We start from the raw sequence: 24,746 nt of genomic DNA, 5'->3' as shown, positions 1-24,746 counted from the left end.
CGGCGACTTGGAATCCGTAAAGTGCGGATTTCCGGCACTGCACCTCTTTTAGGAGAATGACATGGCTACTGGAACCGTGAAGTGGTTCAACTCGGAAAAGGGCTTCGGCTTCATCGAGCAGGACGGCGGCGGCGCCGACGTCTTCGCCCACTACTCCAACATCGCCACCTCGGGCTTCCGTGAGCTCCTGGAGGGCCAGAAGGTCTCCTTCGACGTCACGCAGGGCCAGAAGGGCCCGCAGGCGGAGAACATCGTCCCGGCCTGATCACCGGACGCGTACCTCGCAGCCGGGGCCCGCACCTTCACGGTGCGGGCCCCGGTTTGTGCTGTTTCCGGCTCATCCCCTCCCCGGTCGGCTCCGCCACCGGGAAACCTGCTCCGTGCTCGCATCCTGGGGCCGCACGACAAGCAGCAGTCCGCAGCAGCCGGCCAGTAATCCCAGGAATCCCCCAGGAGGGCAATTCCGTATGACCCGCTCCGAACGCCAGGACCGACCCACCCGCAACCGCCCGATAAGGGGGCGCGGCACCGACCGGACACAGGCGAACACCCGAGGATCCGGCAGGGCACCGGCACGGCGCCGGCCCGTACCCGCCCAGGGCGGAGAGTTCGCCCTGCCCGAGACGCTGACGCCGGCGCTGCCCGCCGTCGACGCCTTCGCCGACCTGGACATGCCCGCCGCGCTGCTGAAGACCCTCGCCGCGCAGGGCGTCACCGACCCCTTCCCCATCCAGGGCGCGACACTGCCGAACTCGCTGGCCGGCCGGGACATCCTCGGCCGGGGCCGCACCGGTTCCGGCAAGACCCTCGCCTTCGGCCTGGCCCTGCTCGCCCGCACCGCGGGACGCCGCTCGGCGCCGCACGCCCCGCTGGCCCTCGTCCTCGTCCCCACGCGTGAGCTCGCCCAGCAGGTCACCGACGCGCTCACCCCGTACGCCACATCCGTCAACCTGCGCCTCGCCACCGTCGTCGGCGGCATGTCGATCAGCAGGCAGTCCGGGGCGCTGCGGCGCGGCGCCGAGGTGCTCGTCGCCACCCCCGGCCGGCTCAAGGACCTCATCGAGCGTGGCGACTGCCGCCTCGACGAGGTCTCCATCACCGTGCTCGACGAGGCGGACCAGATGGCCGACATGGGCTTCATGCCGCAGGTCGTCGCGCTGCTCAAGCAGGTCGAGCCCGACGGCCAGCGCATGCTGTTCTCCGCGACCCTCGACAAGAACATCGACCGCCTGGTCAAGATGTTCCTCACCGACCCCGTCGTCCACTCCGTCGACCCGTCGGCCGGCGCCGTCACCACCATGGAGCACCACGTGCTCCACGTGGCCGACGAGACCGACAAGAAGGCCGTCGCCACCCGGATCGCCGCACGCGACGGCCGGGTCATCATGTTCGTGGACACCAAGCGCGCCGCCGACCGCTTCGCCAAGCGGCTCCTCGCCAGCGGTGTGCGCGCCGCGGCCCTGCACGGCGGACGTTCCCAGCCGCAGCGCAACCGGACCCTGGACCAGTTCAAGAACGGCCAGGTCACCGCTCTCGTCGCGACGAACGTGGCCGCCCGCGGCATCCACGTCGACGACCTGGACCTCGTCGTCAACGTGGACCCGCCCACCGACCACAAGGACTACCTCCACCGCGGCGGGCGCACCGCCCGCGCGGGGGAGTCCGGCAGCGTCGTCACGCTCGTGCTCCCCGAGGAGAAGCGCGACATGACCCGGCTGATGCAGGACGCGGGCATCGCCCCCCGTACCACCCGCATCAAGTCCAGCGACGAGGAACTGACCCGCATCACCGGTGCCCGGGAGCCCTCGGGCGTCGCGGTCGTCATCGAGGTACCGCAGCAGGCGCAGCCCGCCCCGCGCACCCGCGGCGGCGGCCAGGGTGCCGGCGCCACCCGCTCGGGCAGCCGCGGCCGCGGCAGGCGCGGGGGAGCGGGCTCGGGCGCCGCCCAGACCGGCGGCGCCGCACGTGGAACCGGCGGGGGCGCCGCACGCGGAAACACCGGCGGTGTCGCACGGGGGGGCGCCGGAGCGGGCACCACCCGCGGGGGAGCCGGCGGCGCGGGCGGATCCGCCCGCGGCACCGGCACAGGCCGGTCCGGCGGCAGCGGACGCGGCAGCGCCCCGGGACGCGGGCGCAGGGCGGCATGACCACGAGGGCGCGGTGACCGGACTCCGGGCACCGCGCCCTTCGCCACAGCTCGGGCCCCGTCCGGGTCACCGCACGCCCGCCGACGGGGACTTCTCAGTCCCGGCGGGCGTCCACCGGAGCGTCGTCGTAACGGCCCAGCGCGCGAACAGCCGCCTCGGCCGGCGCCGGGTAACCCGACCGCGCGAGCTCCCTGAGCACCGGGACCGCCCGTCCGGCGAACGGCTTCTCACCGTCGTGGAATCCGAGGCGGCCGAGCACGTCCGCGCCGAACGCCTGCCGCAGCGGATCCTCGCTCGCCGTCCACGCCGAAGCCGCCTGGAACGTCTCCTCGTCGCCGCGCAGCCACAACGCACCCACCGTCACCTGCCAGTTGTCCACCCCGGGACCCCCGCCGCGCACCGCCCTGTGCGCCAACTCCTCGAACGGCGCCCGTACCCCCAGCTCACCCTCCAGCAGCGTCGCGATCGCCCCGTGGCCCGTCTGCAGGTCCTGGGAGGCGAACGGCTCCCCGTCCCGCAGGAGTTCGACCGTGACGGTCACCCCGCCGTCGACGGTCTCCCGGTGGACCGCGCTCTCATGACCCTCCGCGCCGTACATCTCCCGCAGCGCGTCCCGCAGTTCCTGCTCCACGTCCACGGAGAGCATCCGCACCGCCTCCGCCAGCGCCGGGGACAGGGACCGGGCACCGTACCTGAGCAGCGCCCGCACGGTGTGCGCCGAACCCCGCCGGGCCGCGACCACCAGCGGTGTCTCACCCCGGGGACCGGGCAGATCCGGGTCCGCACCGTGGGCCAGCAGGACCTCCACCACCCTTGCGTGACCGAGTCCCGCCGCCCAGCGCAGCGCGGTGAAGCCGAACTCCTCGCTCAGATCAGGGTTCGCCCCGGCCGACAGCAGCGCCTCGGCGACCTCCGCGTGACCGCCGCACGCCGCACCGCACAACGGCAGGTCACCTGCCTCCGGCCCACTCGCCCGGTCGGGGTCCGCTCCCGAGGCCAGCAGCAGGCGCACCGCCCCCGGCAGGTCCTGTACGGAGGCCAGATACAGCGCGGTCGTGCCGTCCTCGTCGGCCGACTCGGCCGAGGCCCCGGCGCGAAGCGCTCTCACCACCGCGTTCTCGTCCTCGTGCAACGCCTCGAAAAGGCTCCTCGCACCCCCAACCGGACCATTTGTCATACACCGACCCTACGGCCACCCGTGCCGGGCACGGATTCTCAGGTGTCGCACTCCAGGACCGCGCGGCACAGCCCGCACCTGGCCCGTGTCCGCCCCCGCACCGGCACCCGCACCCGCTGGTGGCAGACCGGGCACGCGAAGCACACCCGCAGCCCGTCGGCCGCGCTCTCGAAGGCGTACGGCACCGAGGGATCCCGGGCGGCGCCCGGGTGTTCCGCGACATGGCGGCGGTCCCTGGCGTAGCGGCGCCGCCCAGCCCACCCGGCGGCGGTCAGCGGGGGCCGCCGCAGGTCGCGCAGCGCCTCGGCCCTGCCCGCGGTGTAGGCGGTGTAGGCCTGGGGGCTGGTGAACCACACGGACGGGTCCTCACCGAAGAGGAACGCGCGCTTGGCGAGGACGTACCCGAACTCCTCCGGGGTGAGATAGCCGAGCTTCTGGCTGGAGACCGCGTCCTGACGGAACGCGTCCAGCAGGAGCCAGCCGGCCCCGAGATACGCCGTCACCGTGTCCGTGAGGATCTCGTTGCCGCGGGTGTCCGGGAGCTCAAGTCCCAGCCGGTGCAGCAGCACATGGGTGATCTCGTGGGAGAGCGCCGCCCCGATGTCCCTGCGGTGCGTCCGGAACCGGTCGTTGAGCTCGATGAAGTACTCCGGACCGGCGGTGAGTTCGACGCTCGCCGCGTGTTCCATCCGCCGGAAGCCGACGACCACCCGTGCCTGCGGCAGCCGCAGGTGCCGCACCAGGGCGCCGGCCACCCGCTGGGCACCGAGATGGAGGTCGTCCACGTCGGAGAAGGCCGCCTCCGCGGGGGCGAGGCTCGTCGCGTAGGCGTGCACGCCGTCGGGGGTCAGGCGCCGGTAGAGGGCGGTGATCGCCGACCGGACGGCATCGAGATGCGGGAAGCCGTGGACGACCGGACCACCGCCACCGTTGCTGACATCGCTCATGTCACAACCCCCCTCGCCCGCGTCCCACTCTAGGCGCTGTCCCGGGATCCCCGGCGGGCGCGCGAGGCCGGCCTCGGCGGTCTCCTCCCGGCGAAGACCGGATCTTGGCCGGAAACCCCGCCTTGTGTCAGCGGTGATCGCCTCCCGATAATCGGATCGTTCTTGACGGGAGCATGGCGAGGGCCGTGGTCTCCGGCAGAACACGCACACCCGCACGCCTGCGACTGCACCCCCCACCACCCCCCACCGGAAAGCAGGCACACCCCGTGAACCAACTCCTGCGCGCCCTCAAGAGATGCTCCGTCATAGCCGCCGTCGCCCTCGCGACCCTCAGCCTCCAGCCCTCCGGCGCATCCGCCGCCCCCGCACCCGTCGTCGGCGGCACCAGGGCCGCCCAAGGCGAATTCCCCTTCATGGTCCGGCTCTCCATGGGCTGCGGCGGCGCCCTCTACAGCCCCACCGTCGTTCTCACCGCCGCCCACTGCGTCAACGGAAGCGGCAACAACACCTCCATCACCGCCACCGCCGGCACCGTCGACCTCCAGTCGTCCTCCGCCGTCAAGGTCCGCTCCACCAAGGTCCTCCAAGCCCCCGGCTACAACGGCACCGGCAAGGACTGGGCCCTCATCAAACTCGCCCAGCCCATCAACCAGCCCACCCTGAAGATCGCCACCACCACCGCCTACGACACCGGCACCTTCACCATCGCCGGCTGGGGCGCCGCCACCGAAGGCGGCGGCCAGCAGCGATACCTCCTCAAGGCCACCGTCCCCTACGTCTCCGACACCACCTGCCGACAGGCCTACGGCAGCGACCTCGTACCCGCCGAAGAGATCTGCGCCGGCTACGTCAGCACCGGCGGCACCGACACCTGCCAGGGCGACTCCGGCGGCCCCATGTTCCGCAAGGACAACACCGGAGCCTGGATCCAGGTCGGCATAGTCAGCTGGGGCGAAGGATGCGCACGCCCCGGCTACCCCGGCGTCTACACCCAGGTCTCCACCTTCGCCTCCGCCATAGCCTCGGCAGCCGCCACCCTCTGACCCGCCACCCCACCCGCACCACCACGGGGGCGCCCGCCACGACGGGCGTCCCCACACCCATGCCCACCACACCCCACCCAGGCGTCTAAGCTCGACGACCATGACCACGAGCGACACCGACGAGTACGTCACCACAGAACTGAACCGGCTGCGCGAAAGCATCGACAACATCGACGCCGCAGTCGTCCACATGCTCGCCGAGCGCTTCAAGGCCACCCAGCAGGTCGGCCATCTCAAAGCCGAACACCACCTGCCGCCCGCCGACCCCGCACGCGAAGCCCGCCAGATCACCCGGCTCCGCCAACTCGCCGAAAGCGCCAAGCTGGACCCCGCCTTCGCCGAGAAGCTCCTCAACTTCATCGTGGCCGAAGTCATCCGCCACCATGAACGCATCGCCGAGGAGACCGCGGGCCCCGACGCCTGACAGCTGGGATCGGACAGGACATCGCCCACAGGTCCGGCTCTCCGTCCGTCCCGACCCGTCGGTCGTCCTCCCGGGAGAACACCGGCCTGCCTGGCGACTCCGTCCGGTGAACCTTCCCCACCTCACCGGGCAGCGGGGCCGCCACCCCCGACGTACGTTTGTCGACGTCCGGTCAGCAGACCAGGCAAGCGTTCCCCCGGACAGAGCTGTTCGCGCTTCGAGGGAACGCGCCAGGGCCCTTCCGCGCGTCTACGCGGTCTCCTGCCTGTGGAAGGCCAGCGTCATCGCGTCCGGCTTGACCGTGACCACGGCCTGAGCCCTTGGACGGCGCGAGGTGAGACACAACCGAGGCCACGTCTGGAGGATGGTCGCCAGGATGATCTGCAGTTCCATCCAGGCGAAGTTCTCACCGATGCACTTGCGCCGGCCGTCGCCGAACGCGAGAAAGGAACCGCGTGCGAGATGGGCGCGTTCCTCTGTCCAGCGGTCCGGGTCGAAAACGTCAGGTTCAGGGAAGAACGCCGGGTCGTGCTGGTGAAGGTAAGGGCTCCACACGACGTCGGCGCCCTCGGGGATGTGGTGTCCGCCGAGGCTGACGTCCCGCGTCGCCGTTCGGGTCACCATCCACGCGGGGCCGTACTTGCGGATGCTCTCCCGCAGGACACGTCGCGCGTAGGGGAGACGGTCGAGGTCGCCGGCGACGAGAGCGCGGCCGGGGCACACCGAGGAGAGTTCGGCGCGGAGCCGCTCCTCGACCCGGGGGTTCTGGGAGATCTCGTAGAGCGTCCAGGCCAGGGTGGTCCCAGTGGTTTCGATCGCGCCGGTCAGAAGCGTGATGGCCTCGTCCTGGAGCTGCTGGTGTGTAAGCGGATGCTGCGCGTCGAGCAAGGCGTCGAACAGGCCGGCTCCCTGCCGTGCCCGGGCCGCGTGCGGACACCCCTGAGGTTCCGCCGCCTCGTCGAGGGGCGACGAAGCCGGCGCGGAGGACTTCCGGTGGTCGATGGCCTGGTCGACGAGCTCGCGGAGGCGCCGGACACGGCCGGCGTGCGCCCGGTGAGCGGGCAGGGGCAACCGCGTCAGCCATGACGGGAGGACCGTCTGACGGATCGTCCCCTTCATGATCTCGGGCATGAGAGCGGTGAACTCGCTCTGCAGGTGGTCGGGCAGACCGGTGCCGAACAAGGCCGCGAGAAAAACCGCGAGGGCAACGTCGTTCATGTCCGCGAACACGTCCCGGGGGGAGCCTTCAGGCCAATCGCGCACCACCGAACGCACCTGGTCGATCATGTCCGGACCGCGGGTCTCGATGTACGCCCTGTTGAACATCGGCTGCATCAGGCGCCGGTTGCGAAGGTGGGTGTCGCCGTCGGCGACGGTGGCGAGGCCGTCGCCGAAGAAGACGCGCAACGCGTCGATGATCCTGCCGCCCTTGGCGAAGTCCGCCGCATCCGTCACCAGCACACGCCGGGTGAGGGCGGGGTCCGTGACCACATAGGCCGGTGTCGGGCCTATGCGTATCCGCACGACGTCGCCCCGCTCACGCAGTGAGGTGATGAACGCCAGTGGATCGCGGGCGAGACGGTGCACATGGCCGATCAACGGGAGACCGCCAGGCGCGGCCGGCGTGGGGGACAGCGTGCTGGGGGAACGCATGATGGCATCTGCTCCTGACGTGGGGGTCCGGGCTGCAGACCATGCTTTCCCAAGATCACACAGGCGGATGCCGGTAAAATGTGATCTTTGCGTCGAGTGAGAGTGGTGTGCTAAGCGCCAGATCTCCACCGAACCCTCAGGTACATTCGCCCCCCCCCGCACCCACCCCACCAGGGCGAAACCCACCGCGTCAGCCCTGCGAGAACCCCCCTGCACCACCCCCCGCCCGTACGGCAGCATGGCCCCATGTCCGTACTGACGCGCAACGAAGCGCAGACCCGCGCCAAGCTCCTCGACGTACACAGCTACACCGTCGACCTCGACCTGACCACCGGCGAGGAGACCTTCGACTCCCGCACCGTCATCCGGTTCACCGCACACACCACCGGAGACACCTTCGTCGAGATCAAGCCGGAAACCCTGCGCTCCCTCAGCCTCGACGGACACCCCCTCGACCCCGGACGCCTCGACGGAAACCGCTACCCCCTCGACGGCCTCACCCCCGGCACACACGACCTCACCGTCGACGCCACCATGCGCTACTCCCGCACCGGCGAAGGCATGCACCGCTTCACCGACCCCGCCGACGGCGAGACCTACGTCTACACCCAGCTCTTCCTCGACGACGTCCAACGCGTCTTCGCCGCCTTCGACCAGCCCGACCTCAAATCCGTCTTCCACATCACCGTCACCGCACCCCCCACCTGGACCGTCCTCGGCAACGGCACCACCACCCGGACCACCGAAGGCCACTGGGCCATCGCCCCCACCCCACCCATCTCCACCTACCTCGTCGCCATCGCCGCGGGCCCCTGGCACAGCATCACCACCCACCACGCCGGCATCCCCTTCGGCATCCACTGCCGCCGCTCCCTCGCCCCCCACCTCGACACCGACGCCGACGAAATCCTCGACATCACCCGCGCCTGCTACGACCGCTACCACCAGAAATTCGACGAACCCTACCCATTCGACTCCTACGACCAGGCATTCGTCCCCGAATTCAACGCCGGCGCCATGGAGAACCCCGGACTCGTCACCTTCCGCGACGAATTCATCTACCGCTCCGCCGTCACCGACACCGAACGCCAGACCCGCGCCATGGTCATCGCCCATGAAATGGCCCACATGTGGTTCGGCGACCTCGTCACCCTCACCTGGTGGGACGACATCTGGCTCAACGAGTCCTTCGCCGAATACATGGGCTACCAGACCCTCACCGAAGCCACCCGCTTCACCGACACCTGGACCGACTTCGCAGTCGCCCGAAAAGGCTGGGGCTACGACGCCGACCAACGCCCCACCACCCACCCCGTAGCCCCCGACGCCGTCCCCGACACCGCCTCCGCCCTCCTCAACTTCGACGGCATCAGCTACGCCAAGGGCGCCTCCGCCCTACGCCAACTCGTCGCCTGGCTCGGCGAGAAGGACTTCCTCGCCGGTATCAACACCCACTTCACCCGCCACAAATTCGCCAACGCCACCCTCGCCGACTTCATCGACAACCTCGCCGCAGCCACCGACCGGGACGTCCACACCTGGGCCACCGCCTGGCTCCGCACCACCGGCATCGACACCCTCACCGCCCACACCGAGAACACCGACCAGACCTGGGACCTCACCGTCGACCACGACGGAACCCGCCCCCACCGCATCACCGTCGGCACCTACGACCACAGCCTCGACACCCTCACCGGCGCAGAACAACTCATCCTCCGCGACCGCTTCGAACTCGACATCCCCCAGAAGACCCCCACCACCCGCCCCGGCAACCGCCCCGACCTCGTCGTCATCAACGACAACGACCTCACCTACGCCAAAATCCGCCTCGACCCCCACTCCTGGAACACCGCCCTCACCCACCTCTCCGGCATCCCCGACGGCCTCACCCGCGCCCTCATCTGGAACACCGCCCGCGACCTCGTCCGCGACGGCCTCCTCCACCCCACCGTCCACCTCACCGCCGCCCGCACCCACCTCCCCTACGAAACCGACCTCGCCCTCGTCCAAGGCGTCCTCGGCTTCGCCACCACCCACATCGCCGACCGCTACCTCACACCCGAAGACCGCCCCACCGCCCTCAGCACCATCACCGCCCTCTGCCGCGACCTCCTCCGCCGCACCGAAGGACTCACCGCCAAGGACTGGGAACAACACCACACCACCACCCCCGCCAACCCCGACCCCGGCCTCCGCCTCACCGCCGTACGCCACTTCATCGACGCCGCCACCCAACCCGACACCATCCAGGACTGGCTCAACGAAGGAACCGTCCCCGGCGGACCCGAACTCGACCCCGAACTCCGCTGGCGCATCCTCACCCGCCTCGCCGTCCTCGGCGCCACCGACGAAGCCACCATCACCCGCGAACTCGACCACGACCCCAGCGCCACCGGCCAGGAAGGCGCCGCCCGCTGCCGCGCCGCCCTCCCCACCCCCGAAGCCAAACAAGCCGCCTGGCACGCCATGTTCACCGACGACACCCTGTCCAACTACCTCTTCACCGCAACCGCCCAGGGCTTCTGGCAACCCGAACAGACCGAACTCCTCCACCCCTACACCAGCCGCTACTTCCCCGACGCCATCGCCCTCGCCGCACGCCGCGGACCCGCCATCGCCGAAGCCGCCGGACGACACGCCTTCCCCACCCACGCCATCGACCCCCACACCGCCACACTCGCCGAACAAGCCCTCGCCAACCCCGCACTCACCCCCGCCCTCCGCCGCAAACTCACCGACCAGACCGACGACCTCCGCCGCGCCCTCGCCGTACGCAACGCCCACTGACTCCCACACACCACCGTGCCCGGCCCCCACCAGGAGGCCGGGCACACCCATGCGAACCACGAACGCCCATACCAGCCACACCCATCCCCGCACCCCCACACAGCACCCCAATACCCCTTTCGGGTTCAGATCGTTGGGCTCTACGGCCGCCATCCCCGCAATACGGACAAGCTGGCACGACCGCCCCCGCGCACCCGAAGGACCCCACCATGCCCACCCCACCCCTCGCCGGAGGCACCGCAGGCCCCACCCACCTGCGCCCCCTGCTCGACACCGTCCTCACCGCACTCCACGACGGCGCCACCCGCAGAAACGGCCCCCTCCCCGCCGGCGGCCCCGAAACCGTCAGCCAAACCCTCCACCACACCACCACCCCCCTCATCCCCGACCACGGCACCGGCCCCCACCACGCACTGCGCACCCTCATCACCGCACTCGCGGAAGGGGCCGCCGACCCCGCGCACCCCCACTGCGCAGCCCACCTCCACACCCCACCCCTCGCCCTCGCCGCAGCAGCCGACCTCGCCGCCTCAGCCCTCAACCCCTCCATGGACTCCTGGGACCAGGCCCCCGCAGCCTCAGCCCTCGAGGAAACCCTCACCACAGCGCTCGCCGCCGAGATCTACCCCCACACCCAGCACCCCGACGCCCTCGTCACCACCGGCGGCACCGAAGCCAACCAACTCGCCCTCCTCCTCGCCCGCGAACGCCACGGCCCCGTACAGACCATCTGCGCCGCCAACGCCCACCACAGCATCACCCGCGCCGCATGGCTCCTCGGCCTGCCCCGACCCATCGTCATCCCCGCCCCCACCGGTGTCATGGACACCACCGCACTCCGCTACACCCTCATCCACACCGACGGCCCCCTCCTCGTCACCGCCACCGCAGGCACCACCGACACCGGCCAGATCGACCCCCTCACCGACATCGCCGACCTCACCACCACCCACAACGCCGAACTCCACATCGACGCCGCCTACGGCGGACCCCTCCTCTTCAGCCCCACCCACCGCCACGCCCTACGCAGCCTCCACCGCGCCCACAGCGTCACCCTCGACCTGCACAAACTCGGCTGGCAACCCGCATCCGCCGGCATCCTCGCCGTACCCCACCACCACGACCTCGCCCCCCTCCACCACCACGCCCCCTACCTCAACGCCCACGACGACACCGAAGCCGGCCTCCCCGACCTCCTCGGACGCTCCCTCCGCACCACCCGCCGCCCCGACGCACTCAAAATCGCCGTCACCCTCCAAGCACTCGGCCGCGACGGACTCGCCGACCTCATCGACCGCACCATCGCCGCCGCACACCAGCTCGCCGACCTCATCGACGAACACCCCGCACTCCAACTCCACGACCGCCCCACCATCAGCACGGTCCTCTTCCGCCCCACCAACACCGACGACACCACCGTCGCCACCATCCGCCGCACCCTCCTCGACCGAGGCCAGGCAGTACTCGGCCGCGCCCGCACCAGCAGCGGCCTCTGGCTCAAAGCCACCCTCCTCAACCCCCACACCACCCCCGACGACCTCCGCCGGCTCCTCACCCTCGTCACCCACACCCACACCCGCGCCACCACGGAAGGCAGCACACCCCGATGACCGACCGGACCACCCCCGAAGGCGACCGGACCCACGACCTCATCGGCATCGGCCTAGGCCCCTTCAACCTCTCCCTCGCCGCCCTCGCCGACGGCATCCCCACCACCCCCGGCCAACACCCCCTCACCACCGCCTTCTACGAACAACGCCCCGCCTTCCACTGGCACCCCGGCCTCCTCATCGACGGAGCAACCCTCCAAGTCCCCTTCCTCGCCGACCTCACCACCCTCGCCGACCCCACCAGCCCCTGGACCTTCCTCAATTACCTCCGCACCCGCGACCGCCTCTACCCCTTCTACTTCGCCGAGCAATTCCACATCCACCGCGCCGAATACGACGCCTACTGCCGCTGGGTCAGCGAACAACTCCCCACCATCCACTTCGACCACCACGTCGACGCAGTCACCTGGAACCCCGACCACCAGCACTTCGAGGTCGAACACACCCACCCCGCACCCGACGACGAAACCCCCACACCCAGCCGCACCCGCACCCGGAACATCGCCCTCGGAGTCGGCACCGCACCCTTCATCCCCGAACCCCTACGCCCCCTCGCCGAAGCACCCGGCGTCCCCGTCATCCACTCCGCCGACTACCTCCACCACCGCGACACACTGCTCAAGGCCGACCACATCACCGTCATCGGCTCCGGCCAGTCAGGCGCCGAGATCTTCCTCGACCTCCTCCGCGCCCGACCCCGCGGAATCGAACGAATCCACTGGCTCGCCCGCACCCAGGCCTTCGCACCCATGGAGTACTCAAAACTCGGCCTCGAACACTTCACCCCCGACTACACCCACTACTTCCACGCACTCCCCGAAGACGTACGCGACACCCTCGTCCCCCAGCAATGGCAACTCCACAAAGGCATCGACACCGACACCATCACCGCCATCCACGACGAGCTCTACCGACGAACCCTCCACGGCGGATGGCCCGACGCCACCCTCACCCCAGGCGTCACCGTCCGCACCGCCGGCCGCCTCTCCGGCACCGGCAACCGCATCGAACTCCACCTCGAACACGCCCAGCAGAACACCCGCACCCGCCTCACCACCGACGCCGTCGTCCTCGCCACCGGCTACCGCGAACGCCCCCTCGACACCCTCCTCACCGGCATCACCCCCCACATCCACCGCGACAAACAAGGACGCCCCCGCATCCACGCCGACTTCCGCCTCGACCTCGACCCCACCGTCACCGGCAACATCTACGTCCAGAACGCCGAACGACACACCCACGGAGTCGGCGCCCCCGACCTCGGCCTCGCCGCCTGGCGCAGCGCCACCATCCTCAACCACCTCACCGGCACCAACCCCTACCCCCTCCCCACCCGCACCGCCTTCACCACCTTCGGCCTCACCCCACACCCCGCACCCGCCGTCCCCGGACAAGGCCACACACTCACCCCCCTCGCGAAGGGCCACTGACACCACAAAGGCGGCCGCCCCCACCCGAAGGAAGGAACGGCCGCCCACACACCGACCAGCAGACCGACCGACGTCAGAACACCGGCACACCATCCCGCGTCAGACGCCAGTCCACCGACGCGAACTCCGCCGGATCCACCGAACCCTTCGCCTGCACCCACCCGATGATCGTGTTCCGGATCTCATCCGAATTCGCCCACAACTGCTTGGCACCCGGCACATGCGGGAAATTACCCCCACCGCTCGCCCGATAGTTGTTCACCGCGAACACGAACTGCGCCTCCGGATCCACCGGCGCCCCCTCGAACGACAACCCCACGATCCGCGAACCCACCGGCTTCGCGATATCGATGTCATACGTCACCCCGGACACCACGTCGTAGTTGTAATCCGGAATGCTCTCCGCATTTGTCAGCTTCGACGTGTCGACCGGAGCCCCCGCAGCCGTCTGCACGTAGTACCGCGCCGAATACTCCAGATAATCCTTCAACTGCGCACCCGTCAGAAGCCGCGCTTCCAAGGTGTTCTCGAACGGATACAACCCCGCCGCATCCTTGATCGTCACCTCACCCGCGGGAATCGCCGCCGTACGCGAGAAGCACGCCGCCTGCGACAGCACCGGAAGCCCCCCGTACTCCCCACCCGCCAGGGCCGCCTTCACCGTCTCCGCCTGCACCAGATTGATCAGATCGATGACCGGCTCGTCCTTCCACGGCGCATCCGCCGTCGACATCGCCGCCACCGACGTACCGATCACCTGGTTCACATACGCCACCACCTTCGCGTGCTCGTCCCCGAGCAGCGACGTGATCCGCGGGTCCTCCTCCACGGTGTTCGAGTTCAGCACCGAAGCGGCCACCTTCTCGACCACCCAACGGCCCTTCTCCCACACCAGGTCGAAGTCGAACAGCGTCAGCCGCTGCCCCCACTTCAACGGCTCGGAGAGCACGACCCGCTTGCCCGTCTCCTTGTTCGTCACGAAGTACTCAGGAATCTCCGAATGCGCGTGACCCACCAGAATCGCGTCGATCCCCGACACCTGCTCCGCCACCAGACCCGCGGCGTTCTCCACGTACGGCAGCTGATCCCCGTACGACGACGTCCCCGACGAACCCGAGTGCGCCGACACGATCACCACGTCCGCACCCATCGAACGGAGCTTCGGCACCCACTTCGCAGCCTGCTCCTCAAGACCCGGGAACACCATCTTCCCGCTCACATTCGCCTTGTCCCAGATCGCGATCCCCGGATTCGTCAACCCCAGCACCGCCACCCGCACATCCCGCCCATGAGGCGTACGCACCCGCTTGATCACATACGGAGCGAATGCCGGCCGCAACGTCTTCGCATCCAGCGCGTTCGCCCCCAGCAGCGGAAAATCACACTGCTCCTCGAACTTCCGCAGCACCGGAATCCCGTAGTTGAACTCATGGTTCCCCAGCGCCGCAGCGTCGTAGCCGATCCTGTTCATCGCCTGCGCCATCGGATGCACCGGACCGCGCTTCGCCGTGATCGGATCGATCTTCGCGTAGTAGTACGACAGTTGCGTGCCCTGGATCGTGTCACCCGCGTCGATCAACAGGGTGTTCCGCCGACCGCGGTCCTCACGGATCTGATCGACCAGAGTCGAGATCTTCGCCAGGCCGACATCGTTGTGCGCCTTGTCGTCGAACTCGGAGTCCGTGAAGTAGTCCCAGTTGAAGACGTTCCCGTGCAGGTCGGTCGTCCCCATCACCGTGAACGAGTACCGCTTCGGTGGACGCCCGTGACCGTGGCCCTTCGACTCCGACGCCACCGCCGGCCCCGAACTGACCCCACCGGCCAGCGCCACACCCGCGCCCGCCACAGCCGAACGGCCCAGAAAGTTCCTGCGGTTCAACGGCATCCTTGACTCCTCGTTCGATGGAACAACGCGCGTAGATTCTGGCCCAGCCACCCCCACCCGCAACACCCCACGCAGGTTTCGATCTGATGACCAGCCGCCACCCCGCAGCCTCCGCCGCCGCCCCCGGCGCACGCTCATCGGAGCGCGCCGTCGCACAATTCAACACTTGGTAATAACCCTTCACGCAAAGGCCGTTGACCAGTCATGCAGAGACAATTACCTACCCGCAGGTAAGGTCTAGGCTCGAATCATGCGCCGAGCAAAAATCGTTTGTACCCTGGGACCCGCAACCGACACATACGAGCAGATCAAGGCACTCGTCGAAGCGGGAATGGACATCGCCCGCCTCAACCTCAGCCACGGCACCTACGCCGAACACGAAGAGCGCTACAACCACGTACGCAACGCATCCAAGGAGACCGGCCGAAGCGTCGGAATCCTCGCGGACCTTCAAGGCCCGAAGATCCGCCTCGGCCGCTTCGCCGAAGGCCCCGTACTCCTTGAACGCGGCGACGACTTCACCATCACCGTCGAACCCATGGAAGGCGACCGCACCACCTGCGGCACCACCTACGAAGGACTCGCCGCCGACGTCACCACCGGCGAACGCATCCTCATCGACGACGGCCGCGTCACCCTCGAAGTCACCGAAGTCGACGGACCCCGCGTCCACACCACCGTCATCGAAGGCGGCATGGTCTCCGACCACAAGGGACTCAACCTCCCCGGAGTCGCCGTCTCCGTACCCGCACTCTCCGACAAGGACATCGACGACCTCCGCTGGGCCCTGCGCACCGGCGCCGACGTCATCGCCCTCTCCTTCGTACGCAGCGGACGCGACATCGAGGACGTCCACCGCGTCATGAAGGAGGAGGACCGCCACCTCCCCGTCATCGCCAAGGTCGAAAAGCCCCAGGCCGTCGACAACATCGAGGACATCGTCGCCGCCTTCGACGGCATCATGGTCGCCCGCGGTGACCTCGGCGTCGAAATGCCCCTGGAGCAGGTCCCGATCGTCCAGAAGCGCGCGATCAAACTGGCCAAGCGCAACGCCAAGCCCGTCATCGTCGCCACCCAGATGCTCGACTCGATGATCGACAACTCCCGGCCCACCCGCGCCGAGGCCTCCGATGTCGCCAACGCCGTCATCGACGGCACCGACGCCGTGATGCTCTCCGGCGAGACCAGCGTCGGAAAGTACCCCATCGAGACCGTGCGCACCATGGCCCGCATCGTCGAAGCGGCCGAGGAGGACATCCTCGCCAAGGGCCTCCCGCCCCTCACCGACCGCAACAAGCCCCGCACCCAGGGCGGAGCCGTCGCCCGCGCGGCAGCCGAGATGGGCGACTTCCTCGGCGCGAAGTTCCTCGTCGCCTTCACCCAGAGCGGCGACACCGTCAAGCGCCTCTCCCGCTACCGCTCGCCGATCCCGCTGCTCGCCTTCACCCCGGACCCGGCCACCCGCGCGCAGCTGAACCTGACCTGGGGCGTCGAGACCTTCCTCGGGCCGCACGTGGACTCGACGGACGCGATGGTCGCGCAGGTGGACGAGGAACTGCTGCGGATCGGGCGCTGCCAGAAGGGCGACGTCGTCGTCATCACGGCCGGCTCGCCGCCGGGAGTCGCCGGCTCGACGAACCTGGTGCGGGTGCACCACATCGGTGAGGACGACAGCCCGAAGTAATGGTCGTCAGTACTTCGGCCCGACGTGAGCGTCCATGAGGGCGACGGACGCCCGTCGGGCTACGGAGATGTTGTAATGCTTGCCGGCGCGGGTGCAGTGGGTCCATTCGACGCCGAGTCGGTCGAGGGTATCCGTGTAGAGCTGGCGGATGTCGTCGGAGACGTTGGTGAACCAGTACCGAGGGTATTCGTAGCGCTTCTTTACGCCGCCCACCACCCTGGTCGTCCAGTTCATGGTCCGGCAGCCGTCGGAGTGGATGAGCCCTCGGACGAACTCCCAGGAGTGACTATCAACGATCTCCTGTTGCCAAGCTTCGAGGGCGATCGGGCGTTCGTGCTTCTTACCAGGGCCGTGTTGCGGGAAGAGGCATGTCCAGTGCTTCGTATAGGACTTGACCTCTACGCAGCCGCTCGTTTGTCGTCGTCCGGTTCGTGGCATGGGCATCACCCTGCGCATGACTGATTCAGCCTCGTCGATCAATCCGGGCCAGGTGTCTCCACAGAAGATCGACAGATGGTGCTGTTTGGGCTTGGAGACGATGTGGCCGTCGCCCAGGTAGAGCCCGAGAAGGTATGCGTAGGCGAGGCGGTCAAGGTCTCGGTCTGTGCAGACCGGACAGTCGGTGGGCTGTACGTACTGGACCCCGCGCTTTTTGCGGTCCTCGTGCAGCCACCAGCCGATTGTTCCGCGAGGAACGCCGAGAAGCTCCGAAGCGGCCCGATTGGTGATCCCGTTCCGTACGAGAGCGAGTGCTTCGTCGCGTATCGACGGATTGTGTTGTTCCATGCTGTGGAGTCTTCTGCGATGTCCGCAGATGGCTGCGAGGTTCGAAGGAGTGTTCACCGGCAAGGATGAAGATCGCCAACGAGTGTCTTAACCTTAGAAACGAAGGAGAAGTGCCCCGAGTCGGATTCGAACCGACGCTGTATGGGTTTTGAATCCATGGCCTCTACCGCTGGGCTACCGGGGCTCCTTCGAAACGAAGGATGTGGAAGACCCTCCGTGCCTCAAACATACCGTAACTAGGTAGGCTCTTGGGAGCAGTACCCCTGTCCTGACCAAGGAGCCCCGTGACCACGCCCGAGTCGCCCCAGCCCGTAGACGCCGTCGACGACGACAAGTCGCACGTCCCGCCGCTGACGACCCGCGTCGTCATCGCCGAGGACGAGGCGCTGATCCGTCTCGACCTGAAGGAGATGCTGGAGGAGGAGGGCTACTCGGTCGTCGGCGAGGCCGGGGACGGGCAGCAGGCCGTCGAGCTGGCTCGGGAGCACCGGCCGGACCTGGTGATCCTCGATGTGAAGATGCCCGTGCTCGACGGGATCTCCGCGGCCGAGAAGATCGCCGAGGAGTCGATCGCCCCGGTTCTGATGCTGACCGCGTTCTCGCAGCGGGATCTGGTTGAGCGGGCGCGGGACGCCGGGGCGATGGCGTATCTGGTGAAGCCGTTCAGTAAGAGCGACGTGGTCCCGGCCATCGAGATGGCCGTGTCCCGGTTCGCTGAGCTGAAGGCGCTGGAGAGCGAGATCGCGGATCTGTCGCAGCGACTGGAGACCCGGAAGCTGGTGGACCGGGCGAAGAGCATTCTGCAGACGGACTACGGGCTGTCGGAGCCGGCGGCGTTCCGCTGGATTCAGAAGACGTCGATGGACCGGCGGATGTCGATGCAGCAGTTGGCCGAGGCGCTGATCGAGGACGCCGAGGAGAAGAAGAAGGCTGCGGAGTAGTACGTGGTGTGAAGAAGAAGGGCCCGCCCCGGTGTCGACCGGGGCGGGCCCTTCTTCTTGTGTGCGGGTGGTCAGTCCTCGCCGAGGTAGGCCTTGCGGACCGACTCGTCGTGGAGCAGGTCGGCGCCGGTGCCGGAGAGGACGACCTTGCCGACCTCCATGACGTGGCCCTGGTCCGCGAGGGAGAGGGCCGCCTGGGCGTTCTGCTCGACGAGCAGGATCGTGGTGCCCGACGCCTTGAGCTCGACGATGGTCTCCATGATCTTCTGCATCATGATCGGCGAGAGGCCCATGGAGGGCTCGTCGAGCATGAGCAGTTTGGGCTGGGACATGAGTGCGCGTCCCATGGCGAGCATCTGCTGCTCGCCTCCGGAGAGGGTTCCGGCGGCCTGCTTTCGGCGTTCCCCGAGGATGGGGAAGAGGTCGTAGGCGCGCTGGATGTCCTTCTCGATGCCTGCCTTGTCGTTGCGTAGGTAGGCGCCGAGGAGGAGGTTCTCGGCGATCGTCAGCCGGGGGAAGATGTGGCGTCCCTCGGGGGAGTGGGCGATGCCCAGGGAGACGATCTTGTGTGCCGGGATGCCCGTGAGCGGTTTGCCCTCGAAGAGGATGCGGCCGCCGGCGGGCTTGAGGAGTCCGGAGAGGGTGCGCAGGGTGGTGGTCTTGCCTGCGCCGTTGGTGCCGATGAGGGTGACGACCTGGCCGGCCTCGACGGTGAAGGAGATGCCCTTGACGGCTTCGATCTTGCCGTAGGCGACGCGGAGGTCTTCGACCTCGAGCAGTGCGGTCATCGGGTGTCCTCCTCTTCGGTGCGGGTGGTGTCGGTTGCGGGGGTCTCGGCCGTGGCGGCCGGGGTTCCGGGCTTGTCCGCGCCGGCGGGGGCTTCCGTCTTGGCGGTGCCGGCCGCCGATGCTTCGGCTGCCTCGACCTCGGCGGCTTCTTCGGCGCCGGGGGCGCCTTCGAAGGGGGTGCCGAGGTAGGCGGCGACGACGCGTTCGTCGCCCTGGACGACGGGGGCGGTGCCCTCGACGAGTTTCTCGCCCTGGACGAGGACGGCGACGCGGTCGCAGAGGTTGAAGATGAATCGCATGTCGTGCTCGATGACGAGTACGGCGATGCCCTGGTCCCGGATGGCGAAGATGAGTTCTTCGGTGACGCGGGTTTCCTGGGGGTTCATGCCTGCGGTGGGCTCGTCGAGGAGGAGGAGTCCGGGGTCGCTGGCGAGGGCGCGGGCGATTTCCAGCTTGCGCTGGTCTCCGTAGGGGAGGTTGCGCGCGAGGTGGTCGGCCTTGTCGGCGAGTCCGATGAACTCCAGGAGTTCCATGGAGCGTTCGCGGCTGGCGTTCTCGGCCTTCTTGTAGCCGGGGAGGCGCAGGAGGGCGGACCAGAGGCCTTCCTTGGTCCTGGTGTGGCGTCCGACGAGGACGTTCTCCAGGACGGTCATGTTGGCGAAGAGCCGGATGTTCTGGAAGGTGCGGGCGATGCCTGCCTGGGTGACGAGGTGGGGCTTGGGCGGCAGGACGGTGCCCTTGTAGCTGACCTTGCCCTCGGTGGGGACGTAGAGGCCGGTGAGGCAGTTGAAGAAGGTGGTCTTGCCGGCGCCGTTGGGTCCGATGAGGCCGACGATCTCGCCTGCGTTGACGGTGAGGTTGACGTCGCGTACGGCGGTGAGGCCGCCGAAGCGCATGGTGACGCCGCTCGCGTCGAGGACGGTGGTGCCGGTGGTGGGTGCGTCTGTTGTGGTCATGGTGGTCACGCCCCCGCCTTGGTCGTGCCGGCGGCCGTGTCGGTGAGTGGTGTGTCCGGTGGTACGTCGAGCTGGCCGGTCTCGTGGAATTCGAGCTGCTTCCTGCGGTCGGCGACGAGGCCTTCGGGTCGGAAGCGCATGAGCAGGATGAGGGCGATTCCGAAGAGGAAGAGCTGGTAGTCCTGCATGAACTGGAGCTTGGCCGGGATGAGGTAGAGCAGTGCGGCGCCGACGAGGGGTCCGCTGAGGGTTCCCATGCCGCCGAGGATGACGGCGGCGAGGAGGAACGCCGAGTTCGGAGGCACGGAGCCGGCGAACTGGTACTGCTCCGGGGTGACCGTGTAGGAGACGTGCGCCTGCACGGTTCCGGCGAGGCCGGCGAGGGTGGCGCCGAGGGCGAAGGCGAGCAGCTTGAGCCGGAAGGCGTTGATGCCCATGGCGGTGGCTGCCGTCTCGTCCTCGCGGATGGCGACCCAGGCGCGGCCGATGCGGGACTCTCCGGAGCGTCGGAAGACGAGGACGACGACGGCGGTGAAGAGGAGCATCAGCAGGTAGTAGTTGGCTGACCTGCCGAGGGTGAAGCCGCCGATGTCGTGGCTGGTTCCGAAGTCGAAGCCGAGGAGCTTGAGGTCGGGGATGCTGGGGATGCCCTGGGAGCCGTTGGTGAGGTCGGGGCCGCTGACGCCGTTGAGGGCGTTGACGGTGAGTCGGAAGATCTCTCCGAATCCGAGGGTGACGATGGCGAGGTAGTCGCCGCGGAGCCGGAGTGTGGGTGCTCCGATGACGACGCCGAAGACGAGTGAGGCGGCGGCTCCGGTGAGGACGGCGGCCCAGAAGGGGAACTGGACGCCGACGGGTGAGAGCGGGCTGCCGGAGACGAGTGCCGCGGCGTAGGCGCCGACGCCGAGGAAGGCGACGTAGCCCAGGTCGAGGAGGCCGGCGAGGCCGACGACGACGTTCAGGCCGAGTGCGACGGTCGCGAAGATGAGGATGTTGGCGCCGATGAGGGCGTATTCCTCGTTCTGCTGCGTGAAGGGGAAGCAGAAGGCTGCGACGAGTGCGGCGCACAGGGTGACGTTGCGGTGCTTCGAGGTCAGCGCGGTGACGCGGGCGATGACTCCGGCCCGGGTGAGTGCGGTGAAGCCGAAGGCGACGGCGAGGACGTAGCCGATGAAGAGTTCGGCGTACTCGGTGTCGATGCCGTAGGTGAAGACTTCGAGCGCGACGCCGAAGGCTCCGGCGATGATCAGGATTTCGGCCCAGGAGGGGAGTGCCTTGGCGCGGGCGGGTGCCGGTGCGCGGAGGCTGTCGCGGAATCGCTGGAGTGCGTTGGGGTTGGTGGTGTCGTCCTGGGGTTGGTCGTTGGGGAGTCCGAGGGCCGCGGCGACGGCGACGAGGGAGCCGATGAGGCTGACCCAGGCTCCGGGCTCGAGTTCGATCAGTCCGAGGAGGTTGCCGTTGTCGTCCTTGGTGACGACGACGGCGATGACGGTGTAGGCGGTGGTGACGAAGGTGCCGAGGGCGGCGAGCCGTACGGGGCTGTTGGTGCCGCCGGGGGTGAGCCAGCGCAGGCCCTTGATGCCGTAGCCCGAGAGGGCGAGGAGCAGGGTGAGTGCCGCGCTGATGAGGGTGAGGACCTGGAGGCCGCCGGGGTAGCCGGTGACGGTGAGGTCGCCGGGGAAGGTGTCGGTGTAGGTCCAGGCGAGGAAGGTGCCGATGAGGGCGAGTGCGGCACCGGTGGTGGTGGTGGCGCGGGCTGCCGTGGTGGGCAGCGGGATGAGGGCGGCGTTGGTCGTGGTCATCGGTATCACGCCCTGTCCGCGACGCGTTCGCCCAGGAGGCCTTGCGGGCGTATGAGGAGGACGAGGATGAGGAGGGCGAAGGCCCAGACGTCCTTCCAGGCGCCGCCTCCGAAGAGTTCCATGCCGGGGACGTCGCTCATGTAGCCGGTGGCGAGGGCTTCGGCGACGCCGAGGACGACTCCGCCGAGCATGGCGCCGTAGATGTTGCCGATGCCGCCGAGTACGGCGGCGGTGAACGCCTTGAGGCCCATGATGAAGCCCATGCGGAAGCCGATCTGGCCGTTCTTGAGCCCGTAGGCGACGGCGGCGACGGCGGCGAACGCGGCACCGATGGCGAAGGCCATGACGATGATGCGGTCGGTGTTGATGCCCATGAGCTTGGCGGTGTCGGGGTCCTGCGAGGTGGCCTGCATGCCGCGGCCGGCGCGGGTCTTGGAGACGAAGAGGCCGAGGGCGAGCATGCAGATGGGTGCGGCGATCAGGACGAAGAGGTCGCCGCGCTGGATGTGGGCGCCGAAGATGTCGATCGCTTCACCCTTGAACTGGGGGAAGGAGCGGTCCTTCGTGGCGTCCGGGTACCACATCCACACTGCCTGCTGGAGTGCGAGGGAGAGGCCGATCGCGGTGATGAGGGGGGCGAGGCGTGGCGCGGTGCGCAGGGGCCGGTAGGCGAAGCGTTCGGCTGCGACGCTGACGGCGACGGAGCATATGACGCCGCCGGCGATCATGAGGGGGATGGCGGCGAGGAGGGAGAGTCCGGACGGAAGCCCGAGGTAGACCGTGAGGGCTCCGAAGCCCCCGATCATGAAGATCTCGCCGTGTGCGAAGTTGATGAGCTGGATGATTCCGTAGACCATCGTGTAGCCGATCGCGATGAGACCGTACATCGCGCCGAGGATGAGTCCATTGGCCAGCTGTTGCGGCAGTTCGTTCACCGCAGGGCCTCCGTGGAGTGGTTCGGATATGGCACCGCGCGGGAGCGCTCGTAGCGCTCCCGCGCGGTCTGTTTGCGTTGCGCTGCTGGGCTGTTGGTCCTGCGGGACCTACTTGACGGCCTCGCTGAGCTTGGAGGTCCACTTGCCGCCGGTGACCTGGTAGGCGGTCATCATGGTGTTGGTGGTGTCGCCGTACTCGTCGAAGGAGACGGGGCCGGTGACGCCGTCGAACTTGACGTTGGCCATGGCGTCGAGGACCTTGGTGCGGGCGTCCTCGGGGAGCTTGCCGTCGTTGTCGGCGACGACTGCCTTGACGGCCTCGATGATGGCCCAGGTGGCGTCGTAGGTGCCGCCGCCGTACGCCTCGTAGGCGTCCTTGTACCCGGCGGCCTCGTAGTCGGCGATGAACTTCTTGGCGGAGTCGAGCTCTTCGACGGGCTTGCCGACGGAGGTCGCGATGTCGCCTTCGGCCTTCTTGTTGAGCTTGATGAAGTCGGCGCTGTACATGCCGTCGCCGCCCATGAGGGGGATCTTGACGCTGTCCTTGAGCTGCTGGCTCAGGGGCGCGCCGGCGGGGTATTCGCCGCCGTAGTAGACGGCCTTGGCGCCGGAGCTCTTGACCTTGGTGACGACGGAGTTGAAGTCACGGTCGTCGGGGTTGATGTGGTCGGTTCCGACGATCTTGCCGCCGAGCTCGGTGAAGGTGGTCTTGAAGGAGGCGGCGAGGCCGGCGCCGTAGGGCTTCTGGTCGTCGATGAGGTAGACGTCCTTGATGTTCGCGTTCTTGAACAGGTAGTTCGCGGCGAACGCGCCCTGGATGGCGTCGGTGGTGGCGGTGCGGAAGTAGGCGGCGTAGGGGCGCTTCTTGTCGCCGGTCTTCCAGTTGTTGCCCTGGGTCAGTTCGGTGCCGGTGTTGGCGGGGGAGACCTCGGTGAGCTTGGCGTCGGTGAAGGGCTTCTGCATCGACTGGGCGACGCCCGAGTTGAGCGGGCCGACGACTCCGAGGAGGTCCTTGTTGCCGATGAACTTCTGGGCGTTCTGCTGGCCGACGGAGGGCTGGGCCTGGTCGTCGAGTGCCTGGAGCTCGAACTTGATGCCGGGGACGGTCTTGTCCTTGTTGGCGGTCTTGACGGCGAGGTCGGCGCTGTTCTTGATGCCGAGGCCGAGCGCGGAGAGGTCGCCGGTCAGGGGTGCGTCGACACCGATGACGACGGTCTGGGTGTCGCCGCTGCCGGAGCCCTTGGAGTCGTCGTCGCGCGATCCGCAGGCGGTGAGGGTCAGTGCGCCTGTGGTGAGCACTGTGGTGAGGATGAGCAAAGAACGGTGTCGCACGAAAAGTCCTTTCCCTGGCGCGGCCTCCTCTGCTGAGGTGCCGTGACGATCGCCGGGCCGTACTGGTCGAATACAGGGCCGTGCAGCAGACGCGCCCGGCGGCGCGGTGACTGGCCGTGACTCTATGGCGCGGTGAGGGGGTGCGGGATGGGTCCGGTGATGATGTGACTGTCTTGTTATGCCGTGGGGAAGGCTTGTTGGCCGCAGTGTGGAGATGTACGGCTTTTGCGTATGGGTCGCAATGACCGCATGGTGAGAACGCCCAGCTCTACTAAGGGGCTTGGGGTGATCTTGGTGCTGTCGCGCGAATCGGGGCGCTTCGGGCGTGCGGGGCGTGGTGGGGTCGTGGGTGTGGTGGCGCACGACGATTTGCGTGTATTGCACACGTGTTACGCAGTGTTACATCGGCGCGAAGATTT

General features: G+C 68.4%; 19 protein-coding genes and 1 tRNA gene. 9 read left to right on the top strand and 11 right to left on the bottom strand.

Annotation, left to right across the window (positions count from 1 at the left end; all coding sequences use genetic code 11):
• The first annotated feature begins 61 nt into the window (after nt 1-61).
• Complete coding sequence (locus ACGFNN_RS26090; protein ID WP_362543040.1) at nt 62-265, top strand: cold-shock protein; 204 nt, start codon at nt 62-64, stop codon at nt 263-265.
• Between the two features lie 202 nt (nt 266-467).
• Nucleotides 468-2,147, top strand: a complete 1,680-nt coding sequence (locus ACGFNN_RS26085; protein ID WP_393559421.1) for a DEAD/DEAH box helicase — start codon at nt 468-470, stop codon at nt 2,145-2,147.
• 94 nt (nt 2,148-2,241) lie between these two features.
• Here the strand turns inward: ACGFNN_RS26085 and ACGFNN_RS26080 are convergent, their stop codons facing one another.
• Nucleotides 2,242-3,324 carry an ankyrin repeat domain-containing protein gene (locus ACGFNN_RS26080; protein WP_393559419.1) on the bottom strand — a complete coding sequence of 361 codons (1,083 nt, stop codon included), beginning with the start codon at nt 3,322-3,324 and terminating at the stop codon, nt 2,242-2,244.
• A gap of 38 nt (nt 3,325-3,362) precedes the next feature.
• Nucleotides 3,363-4,271 carry a hypothetical protein gene (locus ACGFNN_RS26075; protein ID WP_393559417.1) on the bottom strand — a complete coding sequence of 303 codons (909 nt, stop codon included), beginning with the start codon at nt 4,269-4,271 and terminating at the stop codon, nt 3,363-3,365.
• Nucleotides 4,272-4,537: 266 nt separating this feature from the next.
• Here ACGFNN_RS26075 and ACGFNN_RS26070 point away from each other — a divergent pair, with 266 nt between their 5' ends.
• Together ACGFNN_RS26070 and ACGFNN_RS26065 are read left to right on the top strand one after the other, a co-directional pair.
• Nucleotides 4,538-5,314 carry a S1 family peptidase gene (locus tag ACGFNN_RS26070; RefSeq protein WP_393559415.1) on the top strand — a complete coding sequence of 259 codons (777 nt, stop codon included), beginning with the start codon at nt 4,538-4,540 and terminating at the stop codon, nt 5,312-5,314.
• Between the two features lie 100 nt (nt 5,315-5,414).
• On the top strand, nt 5,415-5,738 hold the full coding sequence (locus ACGFNN_RS26065) for a chorismate mutase (protein ID WP_362674630.1): 324 nt from the start codon (nt 5,415-5,417) through the stop codon (nt 5,736-5,738).
• Nucleotides 5,739-5,987: 249 nt separating this feature from the next.
• On the opposite strand, the gene ACGFNN_RS26060 is transcribed toward ACGFNN_RS26065, so the two are convergent.
• A complete protein-coding gene (locus tag ACGFNN_RS26060; RefSeq protein WP_393559414.1) occupies nt 5,988-7,391 on the bottom strand; it encodes a cytochrome P450 in 1,404 nt (467 codons plus the stop codon).
• Nucleotides 7,392-7,637: 246 nt separating this feature from the next.
• Between ACGFNN_RS26060 and pepN the strand changes: the two genes are divergently transcribed.
• The 3 genes from pepN to ACGFNN_RS26045 all read left to right on the top strand — a co-directional run bounded on the left by pepN (nt 7,638) and on the right by ACGFNN_RS26045 (nt 13,218).
• Complete coding sequence (gene pepN / locus ACGFNN_RS26055; RefSeq protein WP_393559412.1) at nt 7,638-10,178, top strand: aminopeptidase N; 2,541 nt, start codon at nt 7,638-7,640, stop codon at nt 10,176-10,178.
• A 209-nt stretch (nt 10,179-10,387) separates the two neighbouring features.
• The gene (locus tag ACGFNN_RS26050; RefSeq protein ID WP_393559410.1) at nt 10,388-11,788 is read left to right on the top strand and encodes a pyridoxal phosphate-dependent decarboxylase family protein; all 1,401 of its coding nucleotides are present in this window, start codon (nt 10,388-10,390) and stop codon (nt 11,786-11,788) included.
• Complete coding sequence (locus tag ACGFNN_RS26045; protein ID WP_393559409.1) at nt 11,785-13,218, top strand: lysine N(6)-hydroxylase/L-ornithine N(5)-oxygenase family protein; 1,434 nt, start codon at nt 11,785-11,787, stop codon at nt 13,216-13,218. Before ACGFNN_RS26050 ends, ACGFNN_RS26045 begins: the two co-directional genes overlap by 4 nt.
• A gap of 73 nt (nt 13,219-13,291) precedes the next feature.
• Here the strand turns inward: ACGFNN_RS26045 and ACGFNN_RS26040 are convergent, their stop codons facing one another.
• The gene (locus ACGFNN_RS26040; protein WP_393559407.1) at nt 13,292-15,103 is read right to left on the bottom strand and encodes a bifunctional metallophosphatase/5'-nucleotidase; all 1,812 of its coding nucleotides are present in this window, start codon (nt 15,101-15,103) and stop codon (nt 13,292-13,294) included.
• Between the two features lie 250 nt (nt 15,104-15,353).
• Here ACGFNN_RS26040 and pyk point away from each other — a divergent pair, with 250 nt between their 5' ends.
• On the top strand, nt 15,354-16,787 hold the full coding sequence (pyk, locus tag ACGFNN_RS26035; protein ID WP_393559405.1) for a pyruvate kinase: 1,434 nt from the start codon (nt 15,354-15,356) through the stop codon (nt 16,785-16,787).
• Nucleotides 16,788-16,793: 6 nt separating this feature from the next.
• On the opposite strand, the gene ACGFNN_RS26030 is transcribed toward pyk, so the two are convergent.
• Together ACGFNN_RS26030 and ACGFNN_RS26025 are read right to left on the bottom strand one after the other, a co-directional pair.
• Nucleotides 16,794-17,573: a helix-turn-helix domain-containing protein gene (locus ACGFNN_RS26030; protein ID WP_393559403.1), complete on the bottom strand. Its 780-nt coding sequence runs from the start codon at nt 17,571-17,573 to the stop codon at nt 16,794-16,796.
• Between the two features lie 111 nt (nt 17,574-17,684).
• A tRNA-Leu gene (locus ACGFNN_RS26025) sits at nt 17,685-17,757 on the bottom strand.
• A gap of 100 nt (nt 17,758-17,857) precedes the next feature.
• On the opposite strand from ACGFNN_RS26025, the gene ACGFNN_RS26020 reads away from it, so the two are divergent.
• Entirely contained in the window at nt 17,858-18,514 is a 657-nt protein-coding gene (locus ACGFNN_RS26020) for an ANTAR domain-containing response regulator (protein WP_073747771.1), read from the top strand.
• A gap of 71 nt (nt 18,515-18,585) precedes the next feature.
• Here the strand turns inward: ACGFNN_RS26020 and ACGFNN_RS26015 are convergent, their stop codons facing one another.
• From ACGFNN_RS26015 to ACGFNN_RS25995, 5 genes are all read right to left on the bottom strand, one after another.
• Entirely contained in the window at nt 18,586-19,302 is a 717-nt protein-coding gene (locus ACGFNN_RS26015; RefSeq protein ID WP_393559401.1) for an ABC transporter ATP-binding protein, read from the bottom strand.
• Complete coding sequence (locus ACGFNN_RS26010) at nt 19,299-20,258, bottom strand: ABC transporter ATP-binding protein (RefSeq protein WP_393559399.1); 960 nt, start codon at nt 20,256-20,258, stop codon at nt 19,299-19,301. The genes ACGFNN_RS26015 and ACGFNN_RS26010 overlap by 4 nt, the downstream gene beginning before the upstream one ends.
• Nucleotides 20,259-20,263: 5 nt before the next feature.
• Nucleotides 20,264-22,060, bottom strand: a complete 1,797-nt coding sequence (locus ACGFNN_RS26005) for a branched-chain amino acid ABC transporter permease (protein ID WP_393559397.1) — start codon at nt 22,058-22,060, stop codon at nt 20,264-20,266.
• Between the two features lie 5 nt (nt 22,061-22,065).
• The gene (locus tag ACGFNN_RS26000) at nt 22,066-22,995 is read right to left on the bottom strand and encodes a branched-chain amino acid ABC transporter permease (RefSeq protein ID WP_393559395.1); all 930 of its coding nucleotides are present in this window, start codon (nt 22,993-22,995) and stop codon (nt 22,066-22,068) included.
• A 108-nt stretch (nt 22,996-23,103) separates the two neighbouring features.
• Nucleotides 23,104-24,312: a branched-chain amino acid ABC transporter substrate-binding protein gene (locus ACGFNN_RS25995; protein ID WP_393559614.1), complete on the bottom strand. Its 1,209-nt coding sequence runs from the start codon at nt 24,310-24,312 to the stop codon at nt 23,104-23,106.
• Nucleotides 24,313-24,746 lie beyond the last annotated feature (434 nt).

Source organism: Streptomyces sp. NPDC048590, assembly GCF_043199535.1.
GTDB lineage: Bacteria > Actinomycetota > Actinomycetes > Streptomycetales > Streptomycetaceae > Streptomyces.
This window is presented reverse-complemented; position numbering and strand designations above follow the sequence as displayed.